This window comes from Mesorhizobium sp. 01N446, assembly GCF_056399285.1.
Map to the genome: position 1 here is coordinate 482,376 of NZ_JBFTRA010000003.1, position 16,704 is coordinate 499,079.

Genomic DNA, 16,704 nt, shown 5'->3' on the forward strand with positions numbered 1-16,704 from the left:
CCTCAATTGGCCCAGGGAGCGACGAGGCGGCGGATGCCCCGGAACAGTTGGTCGGTGCAAAGACCAAGGATACCGATCAGGGCGATGGCCATGAAGATGACGTCGACCTGGAAGCCGCGCATGGCCTTGAGCGAGATGTAGCCAAGCCCGCTGCGCGCGGCGACGAGTTCGGCGACGACGAGATAGGTCCAGGCCCAGCCCATGGTGACGCGCAGCACGTCGAGCACGTTGGGAAGCGTGGCCGGAAAGACGATATGGAAGACCGTGTCGCTGCGTTTCGTGCCGAGCGTGTAGGCGGCATTGACCAGGTCGCGCTGAACGCTGCGGGCGCTGTCGGCGATCATCACCAGTTGCTGGAAGAAGATGCCGAAGATGATGACGGCCACGCGCTGCTCGATGCCGATGCCGATCCACAGGATGAAAAGCGGCACGAAGGATGTCACCGGCAGATAGCGGATGAAATTGACGAGCGGATCGAGCGCGGCCTGGACGATGCGGTAGGTGCCCATCGTCAAGCCGAGCGGCACCGCCACGATGCTCGAAAGGACGAAACCGATCAGCACCACCTGGACGCTGGCCAGCACGTGCTCCCACAACGATCCGTCAAGCGCCATCCTGATGGTGGTGGACAAGACGGATTCCGGGCGCGGCAGGAACATTTCCTTGACCGCTCCGGAATAGGTCAAGGCGAACCAGCCGCCAATGACCGCGACCCAGACCAGGACGCTGAGCGTGATGGAGAGAGGACGCGACACAGCCTGGAAAGGCGTGGCGACAGCTTTCCAGGCGGATCGACCGGGCTGATTTTTATCCACGCTCGTGGTCACGATATGGCTGATGGGAGATGTTGCATTCGGTGCCAGTGTCACAGAAAAACCCTTTGGGCTGGATGGACCGCAGGCGCGAGGCTCGGCCCACGGTCCAGCGATCTCACTTTACAAGGTGAGATCACTTCGCAAGGCCAGATCACTTTGCAAGGAAGGATGGATCGACGAGGTCGTCGAATTTGATGTCCATCTTGAGCTTGCCGAAGCCGCCCCAGACATCGCCACCGAGCTTGATCAGCTTGCCGGATTCGCCACTCTCGCCACCGGCGAAAAATTCTGCGTTGCGGTCCTTGCCGTAGAAGTTCACGCCCGCGGCGGAAGAGGCGAAGTCCTTCGGATCCTTGAGCCAGCCGCCGACGCCCTTGGCCATCACTTCATAGGCCTTCTCGGGATTTTCCTTGATGAACTCGTTGGCCTTGTAGAGCCCTTTCACCAGCGCCTCTACATCTCCGGGGTTCTTGGTGATGTAGTCGCAGTTCAGCGCCACCACGTCGACGATCAGGCCGGGCGTCTTCGAGGAGTCGATCAGCACCTGGCCCTTGTTCTCCTTCTTGGCCAGCGTCAGATGCGGCTCCCAGGTGACGGCAACGGGAATGCGGTCGGCCATGAAGGCGGCGGCAGCATCATCCGCCGTCATGTTGGTGACCTTCACATCGGCCTGGCTGAGACCGGCCTGCTTGAGCAGGATGTTGAACCAGAACTGCGACACCGAGCCCTCGTTCAGCCCGACCTCCATGCCCTTGAGGTCGGCGACGCTCTTGACGCTGCTCGGCGCCAGCACGCCGTCGCCGCCATGGCTGTCGTCCAGGGCATAGACCGATTTGAAGCAGACGTCCTTCGAACGGTACTTCATGATTTCGTCGATGGTCGAGGCGCTGCCGTCGAGTTCGCCGGCGGCGACGGCCGCCATGTACATCGACGCCTCCTCGATGATTTCGAGCGAGACATCGAGGCCGCCTTCCTTGAAGTAGCCCATGTCGCGCGCAAGGAAGAGAGGGCCGTATCCGACCCAGGTCGTCATGCCCAGCTTCAAGCTGCCGGCTTCGGCGTGGAGGCTCACCGAAAGCGCGCTCAGCGCAATGCCGGCCGCCAGTGCGGCACGGCGAAACTTCGAGATCATTGTCGTCATCACGTTCCCCTGTCTTTTTTCTGAGGTCAGGCGCTGCCCGCGCCAAAACAACCCGCTTCGGACGCATCGCCGAAGGCTGCCGCCTGACGTTCTTTTTGTTCTCTTTCAGCCGGCGGAGGGAGCAAAGCACGCTGTGTGCGATGCACAAATAATGATTTTCGATAATTCTGCTTAGGCTGGGCCTAACCAGGCCGGCGCTGGCCGCGCTCGGGCCTCAGGGGTGTGGAGGCGGACCGCCATGGCCGGGCTTGCCTGCAGTTGCGCAGCCCCCGCCAGTCGGTCAAAGTCGAGATAAGGTTGACGGCTTGGCCTTTGCGATTGCCGAACGCGGGAGCGAGATATGACGATACGGCCGATCGTGAGATTTCCCGACCTTCGGCTACGCTCCGTCGCCGAGCCCATATCGGTCTTTGACGAAGACCTGCGCCGGCTTGCCGGCGATCTCACCGATACAATGCGCGCCGCTCCAGGGATCGGCATCACCGCCCCCCACATCGGCATCCTGAAGCGGCTGGTCGTCCTCGAACTGTCGCCGGCGGCAGGCCCGCGCAGCTACGTCAACCCCGTCATTCTCTGGGCATCGAGCGAAATGATCCGCCATGTCGAGGGCAGCGTGTCCATGCCAGGGGCTACCGAGGAGATCGAACGGCATGCGCGCGTCCGTGTCGGCTACCAGACCCTGGATGGCGACGAAGCTGTCGAGGAGGCCGAGGGCCTGCTCGCTGTCTGCCACCAGCACGAGATCGACCAGCTCAACGGTCTGTTCTGGATCGAGCGGCTGTCCCGCCTGAGGCGGGAGCGTCTTGTCAAACGATACCAGAAACAACAGCGGGGCTCGCCGCAAGCTCTTCAAATGCACTCATGAAATCTTGAAGAGCGTACCGTAGCCTGAGATGCTTCGGGATTGAAGCCGTGCGCCCGATCAATATCGGCGGCTTCGGCATCCGCGGGACGCCGCATATGGCCGCGGCATTATTGGCGCGGATCCTGCAGGATCATCTCCGATGCCTTCTCGGCGATCATGACGACGGGAGAGTTGGTGTTGCCCGAGACGATTGTCGGCATGATCGAGGCATCGACCACGCGCAGTCCGGCAAGCCCGTGAACGCGCAGGCGATCGTCGACCACCGCCATCGAGTCCGGACCCATCTTGCAGGTACCGACGGGGTGGAAGATCGTCGTGCCGATATCGCCGGCCTTGCGGATGAGATCTTCGTCGCTGTCATATTGCGTGCCGGGCAGCATCTCTTCGGGCGCAAAGCGTGCCACGGCCCGTGCCTTTATCAGGGTGCGGACATGGCGTAGCGAAGCGACCGCGACGCTACGATCTCCCGTGGTGGAGAGATAGTTCGGCCGGATCTTGGTCGCCTCGCGCGGCTCGGACGATGCCATATGCACGGTGCCCCGGCTTTCCGGGCGCAGATTGCAGACCGACACGGTGACCGCCGGAAAGCGATGCAGCGGCTCGCCCAGACGGTCGGTGCTCAGCGGTTGCACATGATATTCGAGATCGGGCGTCTCGAGACGCGGATCGCTCCTGGCGAAGATACCGAGCTGGCTCGGCGCCATCGACAGCGGCCCGCTGCGTTTGAGCGCATATTCGACGCCCATCGCCGCGCGGCTGATCAGATTGTGATAGCGCTGGTTGAGCGTCGCGGCATTGGCGACCTTGAAGACCGTGCGTATCTGCAGATGGTCCTGCAGGTTTTCGCCGACGCCCGGCAAGGCGTGACGAACCTCCACGCCGATGCTCGAAAGCAGATCAGGGCGCCCCACCCCTGACAGTTCGAGGATCTTCGGCGAGTTGATGGCGCCGGCGGCAAGGATCGTCTGCCCGGCGCTGACCCTGTGCAAGCGGTCACCCTGGCGGAAGACCAATCCGGTGACGCGCCGGCCGTCGAATTCGAGCCGTTCCGTTTCCGCCCCGATCACCACGCGCAGGTTCTTGCGCGCCGCAATGCCGCGCAAAAACGCCTTGGACGTGTTCCAGCGCACGCCCTGCCGCTGGTTGACCTCGAAATAGCCCGAGCCTTCATTGGTGCCGGTGTTGAAATCGTCGGTGCGGGGAATGCCGAGTTCCTCGGCGGCGTCCCGAAACGCGTCGAGGATCGGCCAGGACAGACGCTGGCGTTCGACCCGCCACTCGCCGCCGCTGCCGTGCATGGCGCTCTTGCCGCCATGATAGTCTTCCGACTTGCGGAAGTACGGCAGCACATCGTCCCAGCCCCAGCCGACATTGCCGGCCTGCCGCCAGCCCTCATAGTCGGCGGCCTGGCCGCGCATGTAGATCATGCCGTTGATCGACGAACAGCCGCCCAGCACCTTGCCGCGCGGATAGTTGAGGCTGCGTCCGTTGAGACCGGCCTCCGGCTCGGTCTTCATCATCCAGTCGGTGCGCGGGTTGCCCATGCAGAAGAGGTAGCCGATCGGGATATCGACCCAGTGATAGCGATCGCTGCCGCCGGCTTCGAGCAGCAGCACCCGATTGCGCGGATCGGCCGACAGCCGGTTGGCGAGCACGCAGCCGGCCGAGCCGGCACCGACGATGACGTAGTCGTAGTCGCCGAAAGGGGATGATGAGGTTTCGGTCACGTGCGTGCCTGCCGTGCGGCGATGCGCTCCCACATCGGAATCATTGCCTGGTTGATCTCGCCATACAGGCGATACCGTCCTGCGTAAGCCTCGGCAACCGCCACGTTGGGAGTGAAGTGGCGGGCGGCGGCCGTCATGGCGGCAGCGCCGGCGCTGTAGTCCGCGAAGATGCCGACGCCGGTGCCGGCCGCTATCGCCGCCCCCAGAGCGCCGGTCTCACGGCTGCGCGCCACGGTTACGGGCACGCCGAGCACATCGGCGAAGATCTGCGGCCAGACGCTGCTGCGCGAGCCGCCGCCGGACAGCACCACGCTGTCGAAGTCGGCGCCGGCCTTGTGCAAGGTCTCGACATGGCGCCTGTGCTCGAAGGCGACGCCCTCGAACAGCGCGCGCAGCAGATGCGCTCTGCCGTGCCAGCCGGCGATGCCGTAGAAGCCGGCGCGCGCATGGCCATTCTGCTGCGAACCGTAAAGGAAAGGATGATAGATCGGGATGTCGCCGTCGGGATCGACGGAAGCGACGAGCTCGCTGCACAATTCGAACGGCGATTGGTCCGCTTCGCCGCCATGCTCGAGGAATTCGCGAACGATCCATTCCAGATTGGCGGCCGAGGTCGCGCTGGATTCGATCGCCAGATAGCGCTGGCGATCGAAAGCCGACAGCATGAAGATCGAGGGATCGCGGATCGGCTCGTCGGTGATGACCTGGTTGATGCTCCAGGTTCCGGCGATGACCGAGGCGGCACCGGTTCGGGTCACGCCGGAGCCGACCGCGCTGGCGACGACGTCGAACAGGCCGGCCACCACGGGCGTGCCGGCACGCAGCCCGGTCAGCGTTGCCACCTGCTCGCTGACATGCCCGGCAATGTCGGCCGATTCCAGTACCGGCGGCAAAAGATCGACGCAGTCGCCGAGCCCGTAGGCGGCAAGCAGGTCCGGCTCATAGCGGCGGTCCCGCATCTGCAGCAGGCCGCAGCCCGACATGTCCGAGGTATCGCTGCAGCGTGCGCCCGTCAGCCGATTGACGACGAAATCCTTGCACAGGAAGACCGTGCCAATGCTGGCGAACAATCCCGGTGAAAAGCGCTTGAGCCAGGCAAGCAAGGTCGGTGTCTGCGCCGCCCATGGCCGCTGCAGGCAGTGCGCATAGGTGCGGTCGCCGACATTCTGTTCAGCCCATTCGGCGACGATGCCGACGGCGCGCGTATCGAGCGACTGGATGCCGATCAGCGGCGCGCCGGCGCGATCGAGCGCATAGAGCCCGTTGCCATGGCCGGCGCAGCCGATGGCGACGATCTCGCCGGCATCAATGCCGGCTTCAGCTATGCATTGGCCGATCACCGAAACCGCGTTGCGCCAGAGTTCGTGGAGGTCGCGCTCGACATGGCCGGGCTTCGGCATGGATGAGCGGCCATCACGGGCGGCGACCGCCAGTTCGCGCCCCGACAGATCGAAGAGAATAGCCTTGATGACGGTGTTGCCCGCGTCGAGGCCGAGAATGTAGCTTGCCATTGGCGCCTCCCCGATGCCGCGACCTATGCCTGGTTGTACAGGTCCCAGGCGACGGCGCCATCGGCATCGTCATGAATGATCGCCATCAGCCCGCGCACGACGGCGCTCGGGTTGGCGTGCTGGTAGATGTTGCGGCCATAGACCATGCCGAGCGCGCCTTGCGCCATCAATGCGGCGGACTTGTCGAACACCGCGCGCAAATCTTCCTTGCCGCCACCGCGCACCAGCACCGGACAGCGCGCGGCCTCGACGACACGGTGGAAATCGTTGGGATCGGTCGTCGGATCGGCCTTGATGATGTCGGCGCCCATCTCGCGCGCCAGCCGGGTCAAGGTGACGATCTTCTCGGCATCGCCATCGACCATGTAGCCGCCATGCTCGGCGACCGGCAACATGGCCAGCGGCTCGATCATCAGCGGCAGGCCATATTTCTCGCAATCGGCGCGCACACGCGCGATGTTCTGCACGCATTGCCTGAACAGGTCCGGCTCGTCGGGCAGCATGAACAGATTGACCACGACGCAGGTTGCATCCATCTCGATGGCGCCGAGAAGAGGCTCGGCTTCGTTCTGCAGCACCGCCCACATCGCCCGATGGCGTATCTTGTTGTACGGATTGCCCATATCGATGCGCATGACCAGCGCCGGCTTGTCCCTGCCCGGTACGGCCTGCAGCAGATCGGCCTGGCCATAGTTCATCTGGATGGCGTCGGGGCCAGCCTTGACCAGTTGGTTGACCACGCCGGCCATGTCTTCGAGGCCGGCCAGGAAGCTCGGCTCGTTGCAGACGCCATGATCGATGGCCACGTCGAGGCAGCGGCCGCCGCCGAACAGCCGGTTCATACGGACTTTCTTGTTCACGCGCATAGGGCGCTCCTTTGATGCGTCTTGAGGTCGATGCCATGCCGGTCTGCCAGCAAGGCGAGGAAGGTCGAGCATTCGGCGGCGGCCTCGCGGGCGCTCCAGCCCTTGTGCGCCGCCAGCATGTCGAGAACGGCGTTGATGAGGTCGAAGCTGAGCTCACCCGAAATGGCGATGGTGGTGCGGCGCAGGAACAGGTCGGCGAGGCACTCGACCTGCTCATGCTCGATGATGTGCCGGATTTCGCCCGCCGAATAATCCGACCGCGGCAGCATCTGCTCGGCTGCCGAGTGCGCAGCGATTTTCCCGGCCGACGTGCCGTAGCGCTGCAGAAGCATCCATGCGCGCTCGACCGGCAGGCCGTGTTCAAGGGCGAATGACGCGCACCAGCTTTCCGGATCGGCCGGATAGTCGCGGCCGCCGCCGATGGCCATATCCTGGGTGCCAACACTGCGTTCCAGCCCGAGCCGCTCCAGCACGCTGTCGGCCGCCAATGCTCCGAACGAACGAAACGTCGTCCACTTGCCGCCGATCATGCAGAGCGTGGCCGGCAGATGTCCGTTCGCCTCGACGAATTCGCAAAAATGGTCGCGCGGTATGCGGCTCGTGAAACTGTCCTCGCTGGCCGGCAAGGGGCGCACGCCGGAAAAACGAAACACGATCTGGTCCTCGGTGATCCTGATCGAGGGAAAGACGAAGGCAAGCGACTGGAGGATGTAGCGCTGCTCATCCTCCTCGCAGCGAACCTGGTCCGGATCGTCGACGCGGATATCGGTCGAGCCGACCAGCACCTTGCCGAGATAGGGAAACAGGATGCAGATGCGACCATCCTCATTCTCGTAATAGACCATGTGACCGCCTAGCGCCTCGAGCAGTTCGCTGCTGTCGACGATAAGGTGTGAGCCCTTGGTGCCGCCCATCATCGTTGGCGCCGAGGCACCGATCGCCTTGTTGGTGAGGTCGATCCAGCCGCCGGTTGCGTTGACGACCAGCTGCGCCCGCACCGTCAATTGCTCGCCCGTCAGTGTGTCGGTGACGACCAGTCCGTTGCCGGTCGATGTGACCAGCGCATAGTTCAAGGCGCGCGCGCCGCTGGCGGTGGCATCGAGCAGCATCTCCAGGCCGAGGCGCTCAGGCCGGCTCACCCAGGCGTCGTAGTAGGTGGCCGAATTGCGGATCGCCGGATTGATCGCCGGCCACGTCTTCAGCGTCTCGGCGCGTCCCCTGAACCTGTGCGTCGGCATCAGGCGCCGCGCGGCGGTGAACAGGTCATACATGGCAAGTCCGGTCTTGATGACGAGCGCGCCGCGCCGGCTGGGCCTCCGCGTCAGCCCAAGGAAACGCACCGCGCCATTGGCGAGACCGGAGAAGATATCGAAGATCGGCACCGTCGTCGGCAGTGGCGCCACATAGTGCGGCGCGTTCTTCAACAGCCGATCCCGTTCCAGCAGCGATTCACGCACCAGTTTGAACTCGCCGTTTTCGAGATAGCGCAGGCCGCCATGAACCATGCGCGAAAGCGCGGCACTGGCGCCGCTGCAATAGTCGCCCTTTTCCGCCAGCACGACATCGACGCCTTGCAAAGCCAGTTCGCGAAAGACGCTGATGCCGTTGATGCCGCCACCGATGACGAGCACGGCAATGTCCGGCCGGTCGCGCAGACCGGCAAGTGTATGGCTACGGTTCATCGGGGCTCTTGCCTTTTTGCTCAGGCATCCATCTCGGAGAGGTGCGCGGCGGACGCGGCGTCGATGGCCGCAAGCTCGTCTGCCTCGAGTGTGATCTCGCCGGCCCGCGCATTGTCGAGCGCCTGTTCGGGGTTGCGCGCGCCGCACAGGGCGAAAGTGACGCCGGGCTGGGCAAGCGTCCAGGCGATGACGATCTGGGCCATCGACGCCTGGTGGCGTTCGGCGATCGGGGCGATGGCCCCCTTCAGCTTTGCCACCTTTTGCCGATTGTCCATGGAGAAGCGCGGATTGTCCTTGCGCTGGTCATCGCCGCTGAAGGTGCGCGCCGGATCGACCGTGCCGGTGAGGAGACCCAGCGCCAGCGACGAATAGCTGAGGGTGGCGATGCCGTGCCTGCGGCTGATCGGCAGCAGGCTGGCCTCGATGTCGCGGTCGATCATCGAATAGCGCTCCTGGATCGCATCGAGCTGGCCGGCGTCTATATAGCCGCCGAGATCCTCGGCGCTGATATTGCTGGCGCCGATGGCGCGGATCTTGCCGGCCTCCTTGAGCTTCTCCAGCGCCGCCATCGTCTCGGCGATCGGTGTCGTCGGGTCCTGCCAATGGGTGATGTAGAGGTCGATATGATCGGAGCCGAGACGCCGCAGGCTCTGCTCGACCTCATAGGCGATGCCGTCGGCGCCGAGGTAGCGATGCACCGGCTTGCCGTCCTGGTCGAAGAAATGGCCGCCCTTGCCGGAATGCCAGTTCAATCCGCATTTGGTCGCGATCACCACCTTGTCGCGCTTGCCCTTGATGGCGGCGCCGACGATCGCCTCGCTGCGGCCAAGGCCGTAGGCGGGTGCGGTGTCGATCAGGCTGACGCCGGCGTCGATCGAGGCCTCGATCGCCCGCACCGACTCCTTCTCGTCGGTGCCACCCCACATCCATCCGCCAATTGCCCAGGTACCCAGGCCCACAGCCGACGCCGATATGCCGGACTTGCCGATCTGCCGCTGGATTTGTCGAGAATTCATGCTGCCTCCTGTTTGGCCAGCTCGAGGATGTGGAGCCCGGTGGCCTCGTCCGTGACGATGGTGTCGAGATGGTTTCCGCGCATGGCGGCGAGGATCGGCGCTACCTTGCTCAGTCCACTGGCGATGCCGATCGAGCGCGGGATGGTGGCGAACTCGTCAAGCGTCAGCGAGACCAGCGACCGGTTGAGCGAGTAGTTGCAGAGCTTGCCCCGGCGATCGATGAGATGGGCCAGCAACTCGCCCGTCGCCCCTGACTTCTCGATCGCCTGGCGGTCGGCATTCGAGGAGGGATGCAGGTCGTAGTAGCTGGAATCGTCGGTCAGGATCGAGCCGACACCCACCACCGCGACATCGGCCTCGCGCGCCTTGCGAAACACGTCGGCGACCGAGCTGATGCCCATCAGCATCTCGCGCTGCTGCGCGGTATCGGCAAACAGCGGCGCATGGATCTGATAGGCGCGGCCGCCGAGCTTGTCGGCCATCAGCGAGGCAACGTGGTTGACGTCGGTATAGTGCTTGCCCTGCACCAGCCCGGTGGCGGGGATGATCTCGACGTCGTAGCGGCGCCCCGGCTTGAGACCGGCGACCAGCGCGCTGACGCCCTTGCCGCCGGTGATCGAAATGGTGTCGCCGTCCTTGATGGTGTCGAGCAGCAGCCCCGCCGCCGCCTCGCCGACCCGCTGCAGCGCCGTGTGCGGATTTTCGGAGACCGATGGCACCACCATCGCCCGTTCGATTCCACCCAGCGCCACCAGCCGCGCCTCGAGTTCAACCAGATGATCGATCGGCGACTTGATCTTGATCTCGACGAGGCCGAGCTGGTGGCCACGTTTGATCAGCCGGTTGACGGTGGCGTGCGAGATGCCGAGTTCCACGGCGATCTCAGCCTGGGTCTTGCCTTCGACATAGTGCAGGACAAGCGCCTGGTGCATCTGGCGGACAGCGGCGATGTCGTCGCGGGTGTTGGGAGGGGCCATGGTGTTGCTTCGGTGCGTTTGAGGTCAGGACTTCTTGCGGTGCAGGAAGTGATCGATCGATACGGCAGCGAGCAAGATGCATCCCTTGATCATGTCCTGCCAATAGACCGAGATATCGAGCAGGATGAGCGAGSTTGTCACCACCGAAAGCAGCGCCATGCCGAGGATCGCCCCGAAGATGGTGCCGGAGCCGCCATTGAGCGAGGCGCCGCCGATGACGGCGGCCGCGATTATGTTGAGCTCCATGCCGGCGCCGAAGGTCGGCGTCGCCGCGCCGAAGCGCGCCATGTAGATGACCCCGGCCAACCCCGCGAGGGTGGAGCACAGCACCGTGACCCAGAACTTCACCTGCTTGGTCCTGATGCCCGAGAACTGCGCGGCCTTCTCGTTGGAGCCGGTGTAGAAGACCTTTCGGAAGGCCGTGGCGCGGCGCAGCAGGAAGTCGAAGATAGCCACCACGACGACGAAGATCATGATGACATAGGGGATGTTGTTGAAACTGCCCTGGCCGATCGCCTTGAAGGAAGGCGGCAAGGTGAACAGCGACAGCGGCGTGCCCTTGGTGACGACCAGGCACATGCCGCGCACGATGACCATGGCCGCGAGCGATGTGATGAAATGGTTGAGACCTATCACGGTAACGAAGAAGCCCATGGCCGCGCCGATCAGGGCGCTGACGCCGATGCCGATCAGGCTTGCCGTCCAGGGGTCGAGGCCGGCAAGGAACAGCGCGCCGGAGACCACCATCGAGAAGCACACGACCGAGCCGACGGAAAGGTCGATACCGCCGACGATGAGCAGGATGGTCATGCCGACGACGACGATGCCTTCGATGGAGAAGCTCATCAGCATGGCGCGGAAATTGCCCCATGTCAGGAAGTGCGGCGAGGCAAAGCTCATGGCGATGCACAGCGCCAGGATGATGACGATCAGCCCGGCTTCGCGCAGCGATGCGAGGCGGGCTAAATTGATGCGGCGCGCGGCACCGGCGGCCTTGATCTCGGCGTGCACGAGCGCTTCTCCTGATTCCCTAGGCGACATTCTGGGCTTGCCTTTGCATTGAACTGTCCTTGACGCCCGAGGCGAGCATGATGATGGCTTCCTCGCCGAGTTCGCCGGCGCCAAGTTCGCCGGCGATCCTGCCTTCGCGCACGACCATGACGCGGTCGCACAGGCCGATCAGTTCCGGCAGTTCCGACGAGATGACGACGACGCCGACACCGCTGTCGGCGAGCTGGCGCAATAGCCTGTGGATCTCGACCTTAGCGCCAACATCGATGCCGCGCGTCGGCTCGTCCATGATGATGACCTTGGGGCTGACGGATAGCTGCTTGGCGATGGCGACCTTCTGCTGGTTGCCGCCGCTCAGTGTCGAAACGGCGGCCTCGATACCAGCCATGCGCACACCGAGCCTGCCGGTCAGGTCCCGCGCCTGACGATCCTCGGCCTTGCGGTCGAGCAGGCCGAGCGGCCCCGTCAGCCTGGCGAGGTCGAGCGCCGAGATGTTCTGGGCGATCGGCAGATCGAGGAACACGCCGGAACCTTTGCGGTCCTCCGAGAGATAGACCAGCCCCGCCTTGACCGCATCGCCATAGCCGCGCGGACGCAGTGGCTTTCCGTCGAGCGCGACGGTTCCTGCCGTCATCGACCTCAAGCCGCAGATCGTTTGCGCGATCTCGCTGCGGCCGGCCCCGATCAGGCCGCCTATGCCGAGGATCTCGCCGGCGCGAAGCTGCAGATCGACTTCGGCGAAGCGGCGGCCATCGGAAAGGCCCTCGACCGAAAGCAGCAAGCGCCCAGGCTGTTTCGGCGCCAGCTTGTCAGGGTAGAGCTGGGTGATTTCGCGGCCGACCATCTTGCGCACGACGTCATCGGGCGAAACGGCGGCGATCGGGTCGGTCGCGACGTAGCGGCCATCGCGAAAGACGGTGACGCGGTCGCACAGCGAGAAGATCTCGGCCATGCGGTGGCTGATATAGACCACTGAGATGCCGCGCTCCTTAAGCCCGCGCACGATCGAAAACAGGCGCTGTGCCTCGCTCTCGGTCAATGCGGCCGTCGGCTCGTCGAGCATCAACACCTTGCAGTCAAGCGTCAGCGCCTTGGCGATCTCGACGAGCTGCTGATTGGAAATGGAGAGGTCGGCGACCTTGGTGCGCACCGGAATGGGCGCAAGCAGGTCCATGACCTTCTGGGCATCGGCGTAGAGCTTCTGGAAATTCATCAGCGGCGCGCGCCGGCTGTTGATCGCGGCCATGTAGATATTTTCGGCGACCGTCGCGTCCTGACAGAGCGCGATCTCCTGATGGACGAGTGCGATGCCGAGGCGTTGGGCGGCCGCGGGCGACGGGATCGAAACCCGCTCGCCATCGATCAGAATGTCGCCCTCGTCAGGCTGCAGCACACCGGCGATCATGTTCATCAGCGTCGACTTGCCGGCACCGTTCTCTCCGCACAGCGCGTGGATCTCGCCGCGCCGCAGCTCGAACTGCACGTCGCTCAGCGCCTTGACCGGGCCGAACGCCTTGGACAGGCCGCGGATTTCAAGGATGGGCGCCTGGGTCACGCCATGCTCCTGCGATGAACCTGGAGGGGAGGAAGGAGGCCGAAGCCTCCTTCCCGATTGGTCCGGCCGGAGCCGGAGATCAGGGATCGAGATTATTCCTCGATGCCCTTGGTGCCGCGACGCTTGAGGTACTTGTCCCAGTAGAAGTCGTCGGCATTGTCCTTGGAGACGATGGAGAAGCCATTGTCGACGAAGGGCACGCTCATCGGGTTGAAGCCCGAGCGCTTGGCGTCGTTCATCGGGTCGATCAGGCCGGGATGCTTGGCCATCCACAACAGCATGAAGCCCATATAGCCCTGCATGCCCTGGTTCGGATTGACCGAGCCGAAGATCTCGCCGGCCTTGATCATGTCGAGTATCTTGGCGTTGACGTCGGCGAGCATGACGCGGATCTTGCCGCCGCCTTCCTTGGCGGCCTGGGCGGCGCCGATGGCGGAGTTGGCCTCCGGCATGAACACCGCACCGAGGTCGGGATGCGCCTGCGCCAGGCTCAGCACCGCCTGGTAGGCCTTGGTCGGATCCTGGTTCGAAGCGGCGCGGCCGACGAGCTTCATATCGGGCCATTTGGCTTCCATGCGGGCGACGAAGGCGTTGACGCGCTTGTCGTGATTGTCCTGGCCCGGATTCTCCAGCACGGCATACTCGCCCTTGCCGTCCATCGCCTTGGCAACGGCGTCGGCGGCATAGGTGCCTTCGGCGATGTTGTCGGAGGTGATGTAGGAGACGCGCTTGGAATTCGGCGAGTCGGCGGCAARGGTCACCACGGCGGTGCCCTGCTCGATGGCGCGGTTGATTGGCTCGATGAACGGGTCGGAGTTCATCGGGTGCACCAATATGCCGGCCGGCTTCTGCGCCAGCGCCTGGTCGAAGGTGGCGATCTGCTTGTTGACGTCGTATTCCGGCGTACCCGTATAAGCGGTCTCGCAGCCGAACTGCTGGCCGGCCTGCTTGAACATTTCATAGACCGGGAACCAGTATTCGACGCCCGAGACCATGACGTTCATGACGTATTTTTCACCCGGCTCGCATTTGAACGGGTTGGGGGTTTCGGCGCGTGCCAGCATCGGCCCAAAGCAGGTCGATGCAGCCGCCGCGATTGCGAGCGTGCTCAGAAATTTGCGCAAGTTTCCTCCCTTGGCCGAAGCCATCCTCAATGACCGTCGCAGGCGCTCTGCGAGCGCTGCCGTATGGATTTGATGAAGCCGACCTTCCTCCGAAAGCCGACGAACGGGACATTACAGGCCCGGCGTGATCTGTCAATATAATTCACATAATGAAATATATTTCAGTCGTGAGCAGCAACGACCAGGATCAGGCCCGCGGCGTCCAGCGCATCGTACACGACCAGAGGTGCGCGCCTGAAGAGGCGGCTCGTGGCAAGGTGAAGGGGTGGCTTCCCTGGTCATCGATCTTCCCCGCTCATGATGGCCCCCAGGGGCAGTGGCAAGACATGATCGTGTCTGCGAAAGTCAGCTCGATCCCGCTACGTCGATAACGGCCTTGATGAGACCCGACTTCTGTCGCGCCCATATCGCGATGTCGCGGGGGCTGTGACGCAGGGTCGTGCGGTGCGTGACGAGCTGATCAATTGGTATTTTTCCAGCGCGGATCGAGGCAATGACGTGCTGGAAATCGCTGTGCGTCGCGTTGCGGCTGCCGATCAGCATCATTTCCCGCTTGTGGAATTCCGGATCGGAGAAGGTGATGTCGCCCTGCACAACGCTGACCATCACCATGACGCCGCCATGGGCAACATAGGCAAAGGCGGACTGCATCGAACGGCTGTTCCCGGTTGCGTCGAAGACGACGTCGAAGCCGGTTTTGGCGGTTCGCTCCGCTATCGTCTCGACGATCGATCCCTTCGAACCATCGATTACCAGGAAACCCAGTTGCGCCGCGAAGGCAAGCCGCTCGCTATCGACGTCCATGACGGTCACGCTCTGTCGCGCTATCCGCGCGAAAAGCGCTGTGCCGAGGCCGATTGGTCCGGCGCCGACAACCAGGGCGCGATTGCCCGGACCCGCCATGGACCTGCGGACCGCGTGAGCACCGATGGCCAGAAACTCGACCGTGGCCGCCTCGACCAGCGACAGGCCGGTCGCTGGCATCAAGTTCTGCGCCGGCACGAGGATCTGCTCGCTCATGGCGCCGTCGCGGTGCACGCCAAGCACCTCGATGGCGACGCAGCAGTTCGGCTTGCCCTGGCGACAAGCGGAACACTTTGCGCAGGCAAGATAGGGATTGATGAGAACTTGCTCTCCGACCGCCATGTCCCCCGGCGCGTTGATTGCCGCTATTGTTCCTGAAAACTCATGGCCCATGACACGGGGATAGACGAGGAAAGGATGCTTGCCCTCGAAGATGTGGTAGTCGGTTCCGCAAATGCCGACATGGGCGACGTTGACCAGTGCCCAGCCTTCCGGCGGACTGCCTGGCGCCGGCCGCTCTTCGAACAACAGCCTGCCGGGCTCGGCGCAGCGGACGATCTTGATGGTGGGATCCATGGTGCAGTTCCCCCCTTTGCTAACGTGATTTTCGAAGTCGGCAGCAGGAAGCAGTCCGGCGGAGCGATCCTCCGGACTGCTGGTGGATCATTCGAAGTCCTTGACGTTCTTCAGCGTCACCAGGCCGGCGCCGGTGTCGACATTGGCTTCGACGGTTTCCCCGTGGATCGCCTTGACGACAGTGTCGATGCCAAGCTCGCCCATTTTTGCGGGGAACTGTGCAACGCTGGCGTCTTCCGCACCGGACTTGATCGCTTCGATCTCACCACAGCAGGCGTCGAAGCCGACCAGGATGATCTTGTCGTTGGCAATGCCAGCATTGCTGATCGACTTGACGGCTCCCGGGATTGGCGGGCCGCAGGCCGAGTAGATAGCCTTGAGATCGGGATTGGCGGTCAGGATGTCCTCCGTTACCGAGGTGCCGAGTTCGAGCGTGCAGTTGGTGGCACCCTTGCCGACGACGTCGACCTTGACGTCGCCGAGCCCCTCCATCATGCCGGTCACCCGGTCATCCAGCGCCGGGACACCGGGCACCCCTTGCAGGATTCCGATCTTGTCGCCGCTCTTCAGCACGGTCTTCAGGTACTCTCCGGCGATCTTGCCGCCATTGAGGTTGTTGGTCGAAACCAGCGCCGTCTGGCCTTTCCAGTTGGGGATGCTGTTGTCGACGAGAACGACCTTGATGCCGGCCGCGACGGCCTTGTCCAGCGCCGGCGCAACGGTCGGATCGACCGGGGTGATCGCCAGCCCCTTGACGCCTTGCGTAATCATGGACTCGATCAGCGCGATCTGGCCTTCGATGTCGGTGGCAGCCTGGCCCTGGCCGGTCACCAGCTCGATTTCGGGATGAGCGGCCGCGTATTTCTTGGCGGCATCCTCCATGGTCGAGTAGAACGGCACCGGGAATTTGGTGATCAGGCCAACCTTGATCTTGTCTGCGGCCGAAGCCGGCATCGCAAACGCAACGGCGATCGCCAGCCCTGCGAACAGTTTTCGGTTCATTGGCATTCCATTCCTCCCTTGGATTGAGGCGT

At 63.7% G+C, this 16,704-nt stretch carries 14 protein-coding genes; 1 reads left to right on the plus strand and 13 read right to left on the minus strand.

Going from position 1 to position 16,704, the window contains the following annotated elements:
- Nucleotides 1-2: 2 nt before the first annotated feature.
- Both AC1DPX_RS16530 and AC1DPX_RS16535 read right to left on the minus strand, forming a co-directional pair.
- Nucleotides 3-815, minus strand: a complete 813-nt coding sequence (locus tag AC1DPX_RS16530; RefSeq protein WP_244730469.1) for an ABC transporter permease — start codon at nucleotides 813-815, stop codon at nucleotides 3-5.
- Nucleotides 816-966: 151 nt separating this feature from the next.
- A complete protein-coding gene (locus AC1DPX_RS16535; protein WP_477238144.1) occupies nucleotides 967-1,956 on the minus strand; it encodes an ABC transporter substrate-binding protein in 990 nt (329 codons plus the stop codon).
- A 340-nt stretch (nucleotides 1,957-2,296) separates the two neighbouring features.
- On the opposite strand from AC1DPX_RS16535, the gene AC1DPX_RS16540 reads away from it, so the two are divergent.
- The gene (locus AC1DPX_RS16540; protein ID WP_477238146.1) at nucleotides 2,297-2,821 is read left to right on the plus strand and encodes a peptide deformylase; all 525 of its coding nucleotides are present in this window, start codon (nucleotides 2,297-2,299) and stop codon (nucleotides 2,819-2,821) included.
- A 107-nt stretch (nucleotides 2,822-2,928) separates the two neighbouring features.
- On the opposite strand, the gene AC1DPX_RS16545 is transcribed toward AC1DPX_RS16540, so the two are convergent.
- The 11 genes from AC1DPX_RS16545 to AC1DPX_RS16595 all read right to left on the minus strand — a co-directional run bounded on the left by AC1DPX_RS16545 (nucleotide 2,929) and on the right by AC1DPX_RS16595 (nucleotide 16,624).
- Nucleotides 2,929-4,548, minus strand: a complete 1,620-nt coding sequence (locus tag AC1DPX_RS16545) for a GMC family oxidoreductase (protein ID WP_477238147.1) — start codon at nucleotides 4,546-4,548, stop codon at nucleotides 2,929-2,931.
- Nucleotides 4,545-6,059, minus strand: a complete 1,515-nt coding sequence (locus tag AC1DPX_RS16550) for an FGGY-family carbohydrate kinase (protein ID WP_477238149.1) — start codon at nucleotides 6,057-6,059, stop codon at nucleotides 4,545-4,547. Before AC1DPX_RS16550 ends, AC1DPX_RS16545 begins: the two co-directional genes overlap by 4 nt.
- Nucleotides 6,060-6,082: 23 nt before the next feature.
- Nucleotides 6,083-6,925, minus strand: a complete 843-nt coding sequence (locus AC1DPX_RS16555) for a class I fructose-bisphosphate aldolase (RefSeq protein WP_477238151.1) — start codon at nucleotides 6,923-6,925, stop codon at nucleotides 6,083-6,085.
- Nucleotides 6,916-8,607: a glycerol-3-phosphate dehydrogenase/oxidase gene (locus tag AC1DPX_RS16560; RefSeq protein ID WP_477238153.1), complete on the minus strand. Its 1,692-nt coding sequence runs from the start codon at nucleotides 8,605-8,607 to the stop codon at nucleotides 6,916-6,918. The genes AC1DPX_RS16555 and AC1DPX_RS16560 overlap by 10 nt, the downstream gene beginning before the upstream one ends.
- A 20-nt stretch (nucleotides 8,608-8,627) precedes the next feature.
- Nucleotides 8,628-9,623, minus strand: coding sequence for an aldo/keto reductase (locus AC1DPX_RS16565; protein ID WP_477238155.1), 996 nt, complete (start codon nucleotides 9,621-9,623; stop codon nucleotides 8,628-8,630).
- The gene (locus AC1DPX_RS16570; RefSeq protein ID WP_202355635.1) at nucleotides 9,620-10,600 is read right to left on the minus strand and encodes a sugar-binding transcriptional regulator; all 981 of its coding nucleotides are present in this window, start codon (nucleotides 10,598-10,600) and stop codon (nucleotides 9,620-9,622) included. Before AC1DPX_RS16570 ends, AC1DPX_RS16565 begins: the two co-directional genes overlap by 4 nt.
- A 24-nt stretch (nucleotides 10,601-10,624) precedes the next feature.
- Nucleotides 10,625-11,611 carry an ABC transporter permease gene (locus tag AC1DPX_RS16575; protein WP_477238157.1) on the minus strand — a complete coding sequence of 329 codons (987 nt, stop codon included), beginning with the start codon at nucleotides 11,609-11,611 and terminating at the stop codon, nucleotides 10,625-10,627.
- 19 nt (nucleotides 11,612-11,630) lie between these two features.
- The gene (locus tag AC1DPX_RS16580) at nucleotides 11,631-13,166 is read right to left on the minus strand and encodes a sugar ABC transporter ATP-binding protein (protein WP_202355637.1); all 1,536 of its coding nucleotides are present in this window, start codon (nucleotides 13,164-13,166) and stop codon (nucleotides 11,631-11,633) included.
- Nucleotides 13,167-13,258: 92 nt separating this feature from the next.
- Complete coding sequence (locus AC1DPX_RS16585) at nucleotides 13,259-14,290, minus strand: substrate-binding domain-containing protein (RefSeq protein ID WP_477238159.1); 1,032 nt, start codon at nucleotides 14,288-14,290, stop codon at nucleotides 13,259-13,261.
- A gap of 345 nt (nucleotides 14,291-14,635) precedes the next feature.
- Complete coding sequence (locus tag AC1DPX_RS16590) at nucleotides 14,636-15,658, minus strand: zinc-binding alcohol dehydrogenase family protein (RefSeq protein ID WP_477238276.1); 1,023 nt, start codon at nucleotides 15,656-15,658, stop codon at nucleotides 14,636-14,638.
- 99 nt (nucleotides 15,659-15,757) lie between these two features.
- Nucleotides 15,758-16,624 carry a sugar ABC transporter substrate-binding protein gene (locus AC1DPX_RS16595; RefSeq protein ID WP_446721220.1) on the minus strand — a complete coding sequence of 289 codons (867 nt, stop codon included), beginning with the start codon at nucleotides 16,622-16,624 and terminating at the stop codon, nucleotides 15,758-15,760.
- Nucleotides 16,625-16,704: the final 80 nt, after the last annotated feature.

Excerpts from the sequence above, each read along its gene's own strand:
- AC1DPX_RS16535 (WP_477238144.1), bottom strand. The coding sequence starts at position 1,956 with ATGACGACAATGATCTCGAAGTTTCGCCGTGCCGCACTGGCGGCCGGC.
- AC1DPX_RS16540 (WP_477238146.1), top strand. The coding sequence starts at position 2,297 with ATGACGATACGGCCGATCGTGAGATTTCCCGACCTTCGGCTACGCTCC.
- AC1DPX_RS16550 (WP_477238149.1), bottom strand. The coding sequence starts at position 6,059 with ATGGCAAGCTACATTCTCGGCCTCGACGCGGGCAACACCGTCATCAAG.
- AC1DPX_RS16555 (WP_477238151.1), bottom strand. The coding sequence starts at position 6,925 with ATGCGCGTGAACAAGAAAGTCCGTATGAACCGGCTGTTCGGCGGCGGC.
- AC1DPX_RS16560 (WP_477238153.1), bottom strand. The coding sequence starts at position 8,607 with ATGAACCGTAGCCATACACTTGCCGGTCTGCGCGACCGGCCGGACATT.
- AC1DPX_RS16565 (WP_477238155.1), bottom strand. The coding sequence starts at position 9,623 with ATGAATTCTCGACAAATCCAGCGGCAGATCGGCAAGTCCGGCATATCG.
- AC1DPX_RS16570 (WP_202355635.1), bottom strand. The coding sequence starts at position 10,600 with ATGGCCCCTCCCAACACCCGCGACGACATCGCCGCTGTCCGCCAGATG.
- AC1DPX_RS16595 (WP_446721220.1), bottom strand. The coding sequence starts at position 16,624 with ATGCCGGCTTCGGCCGCAGACAAGATCAAGGTTGGCCTGATCACCAAA.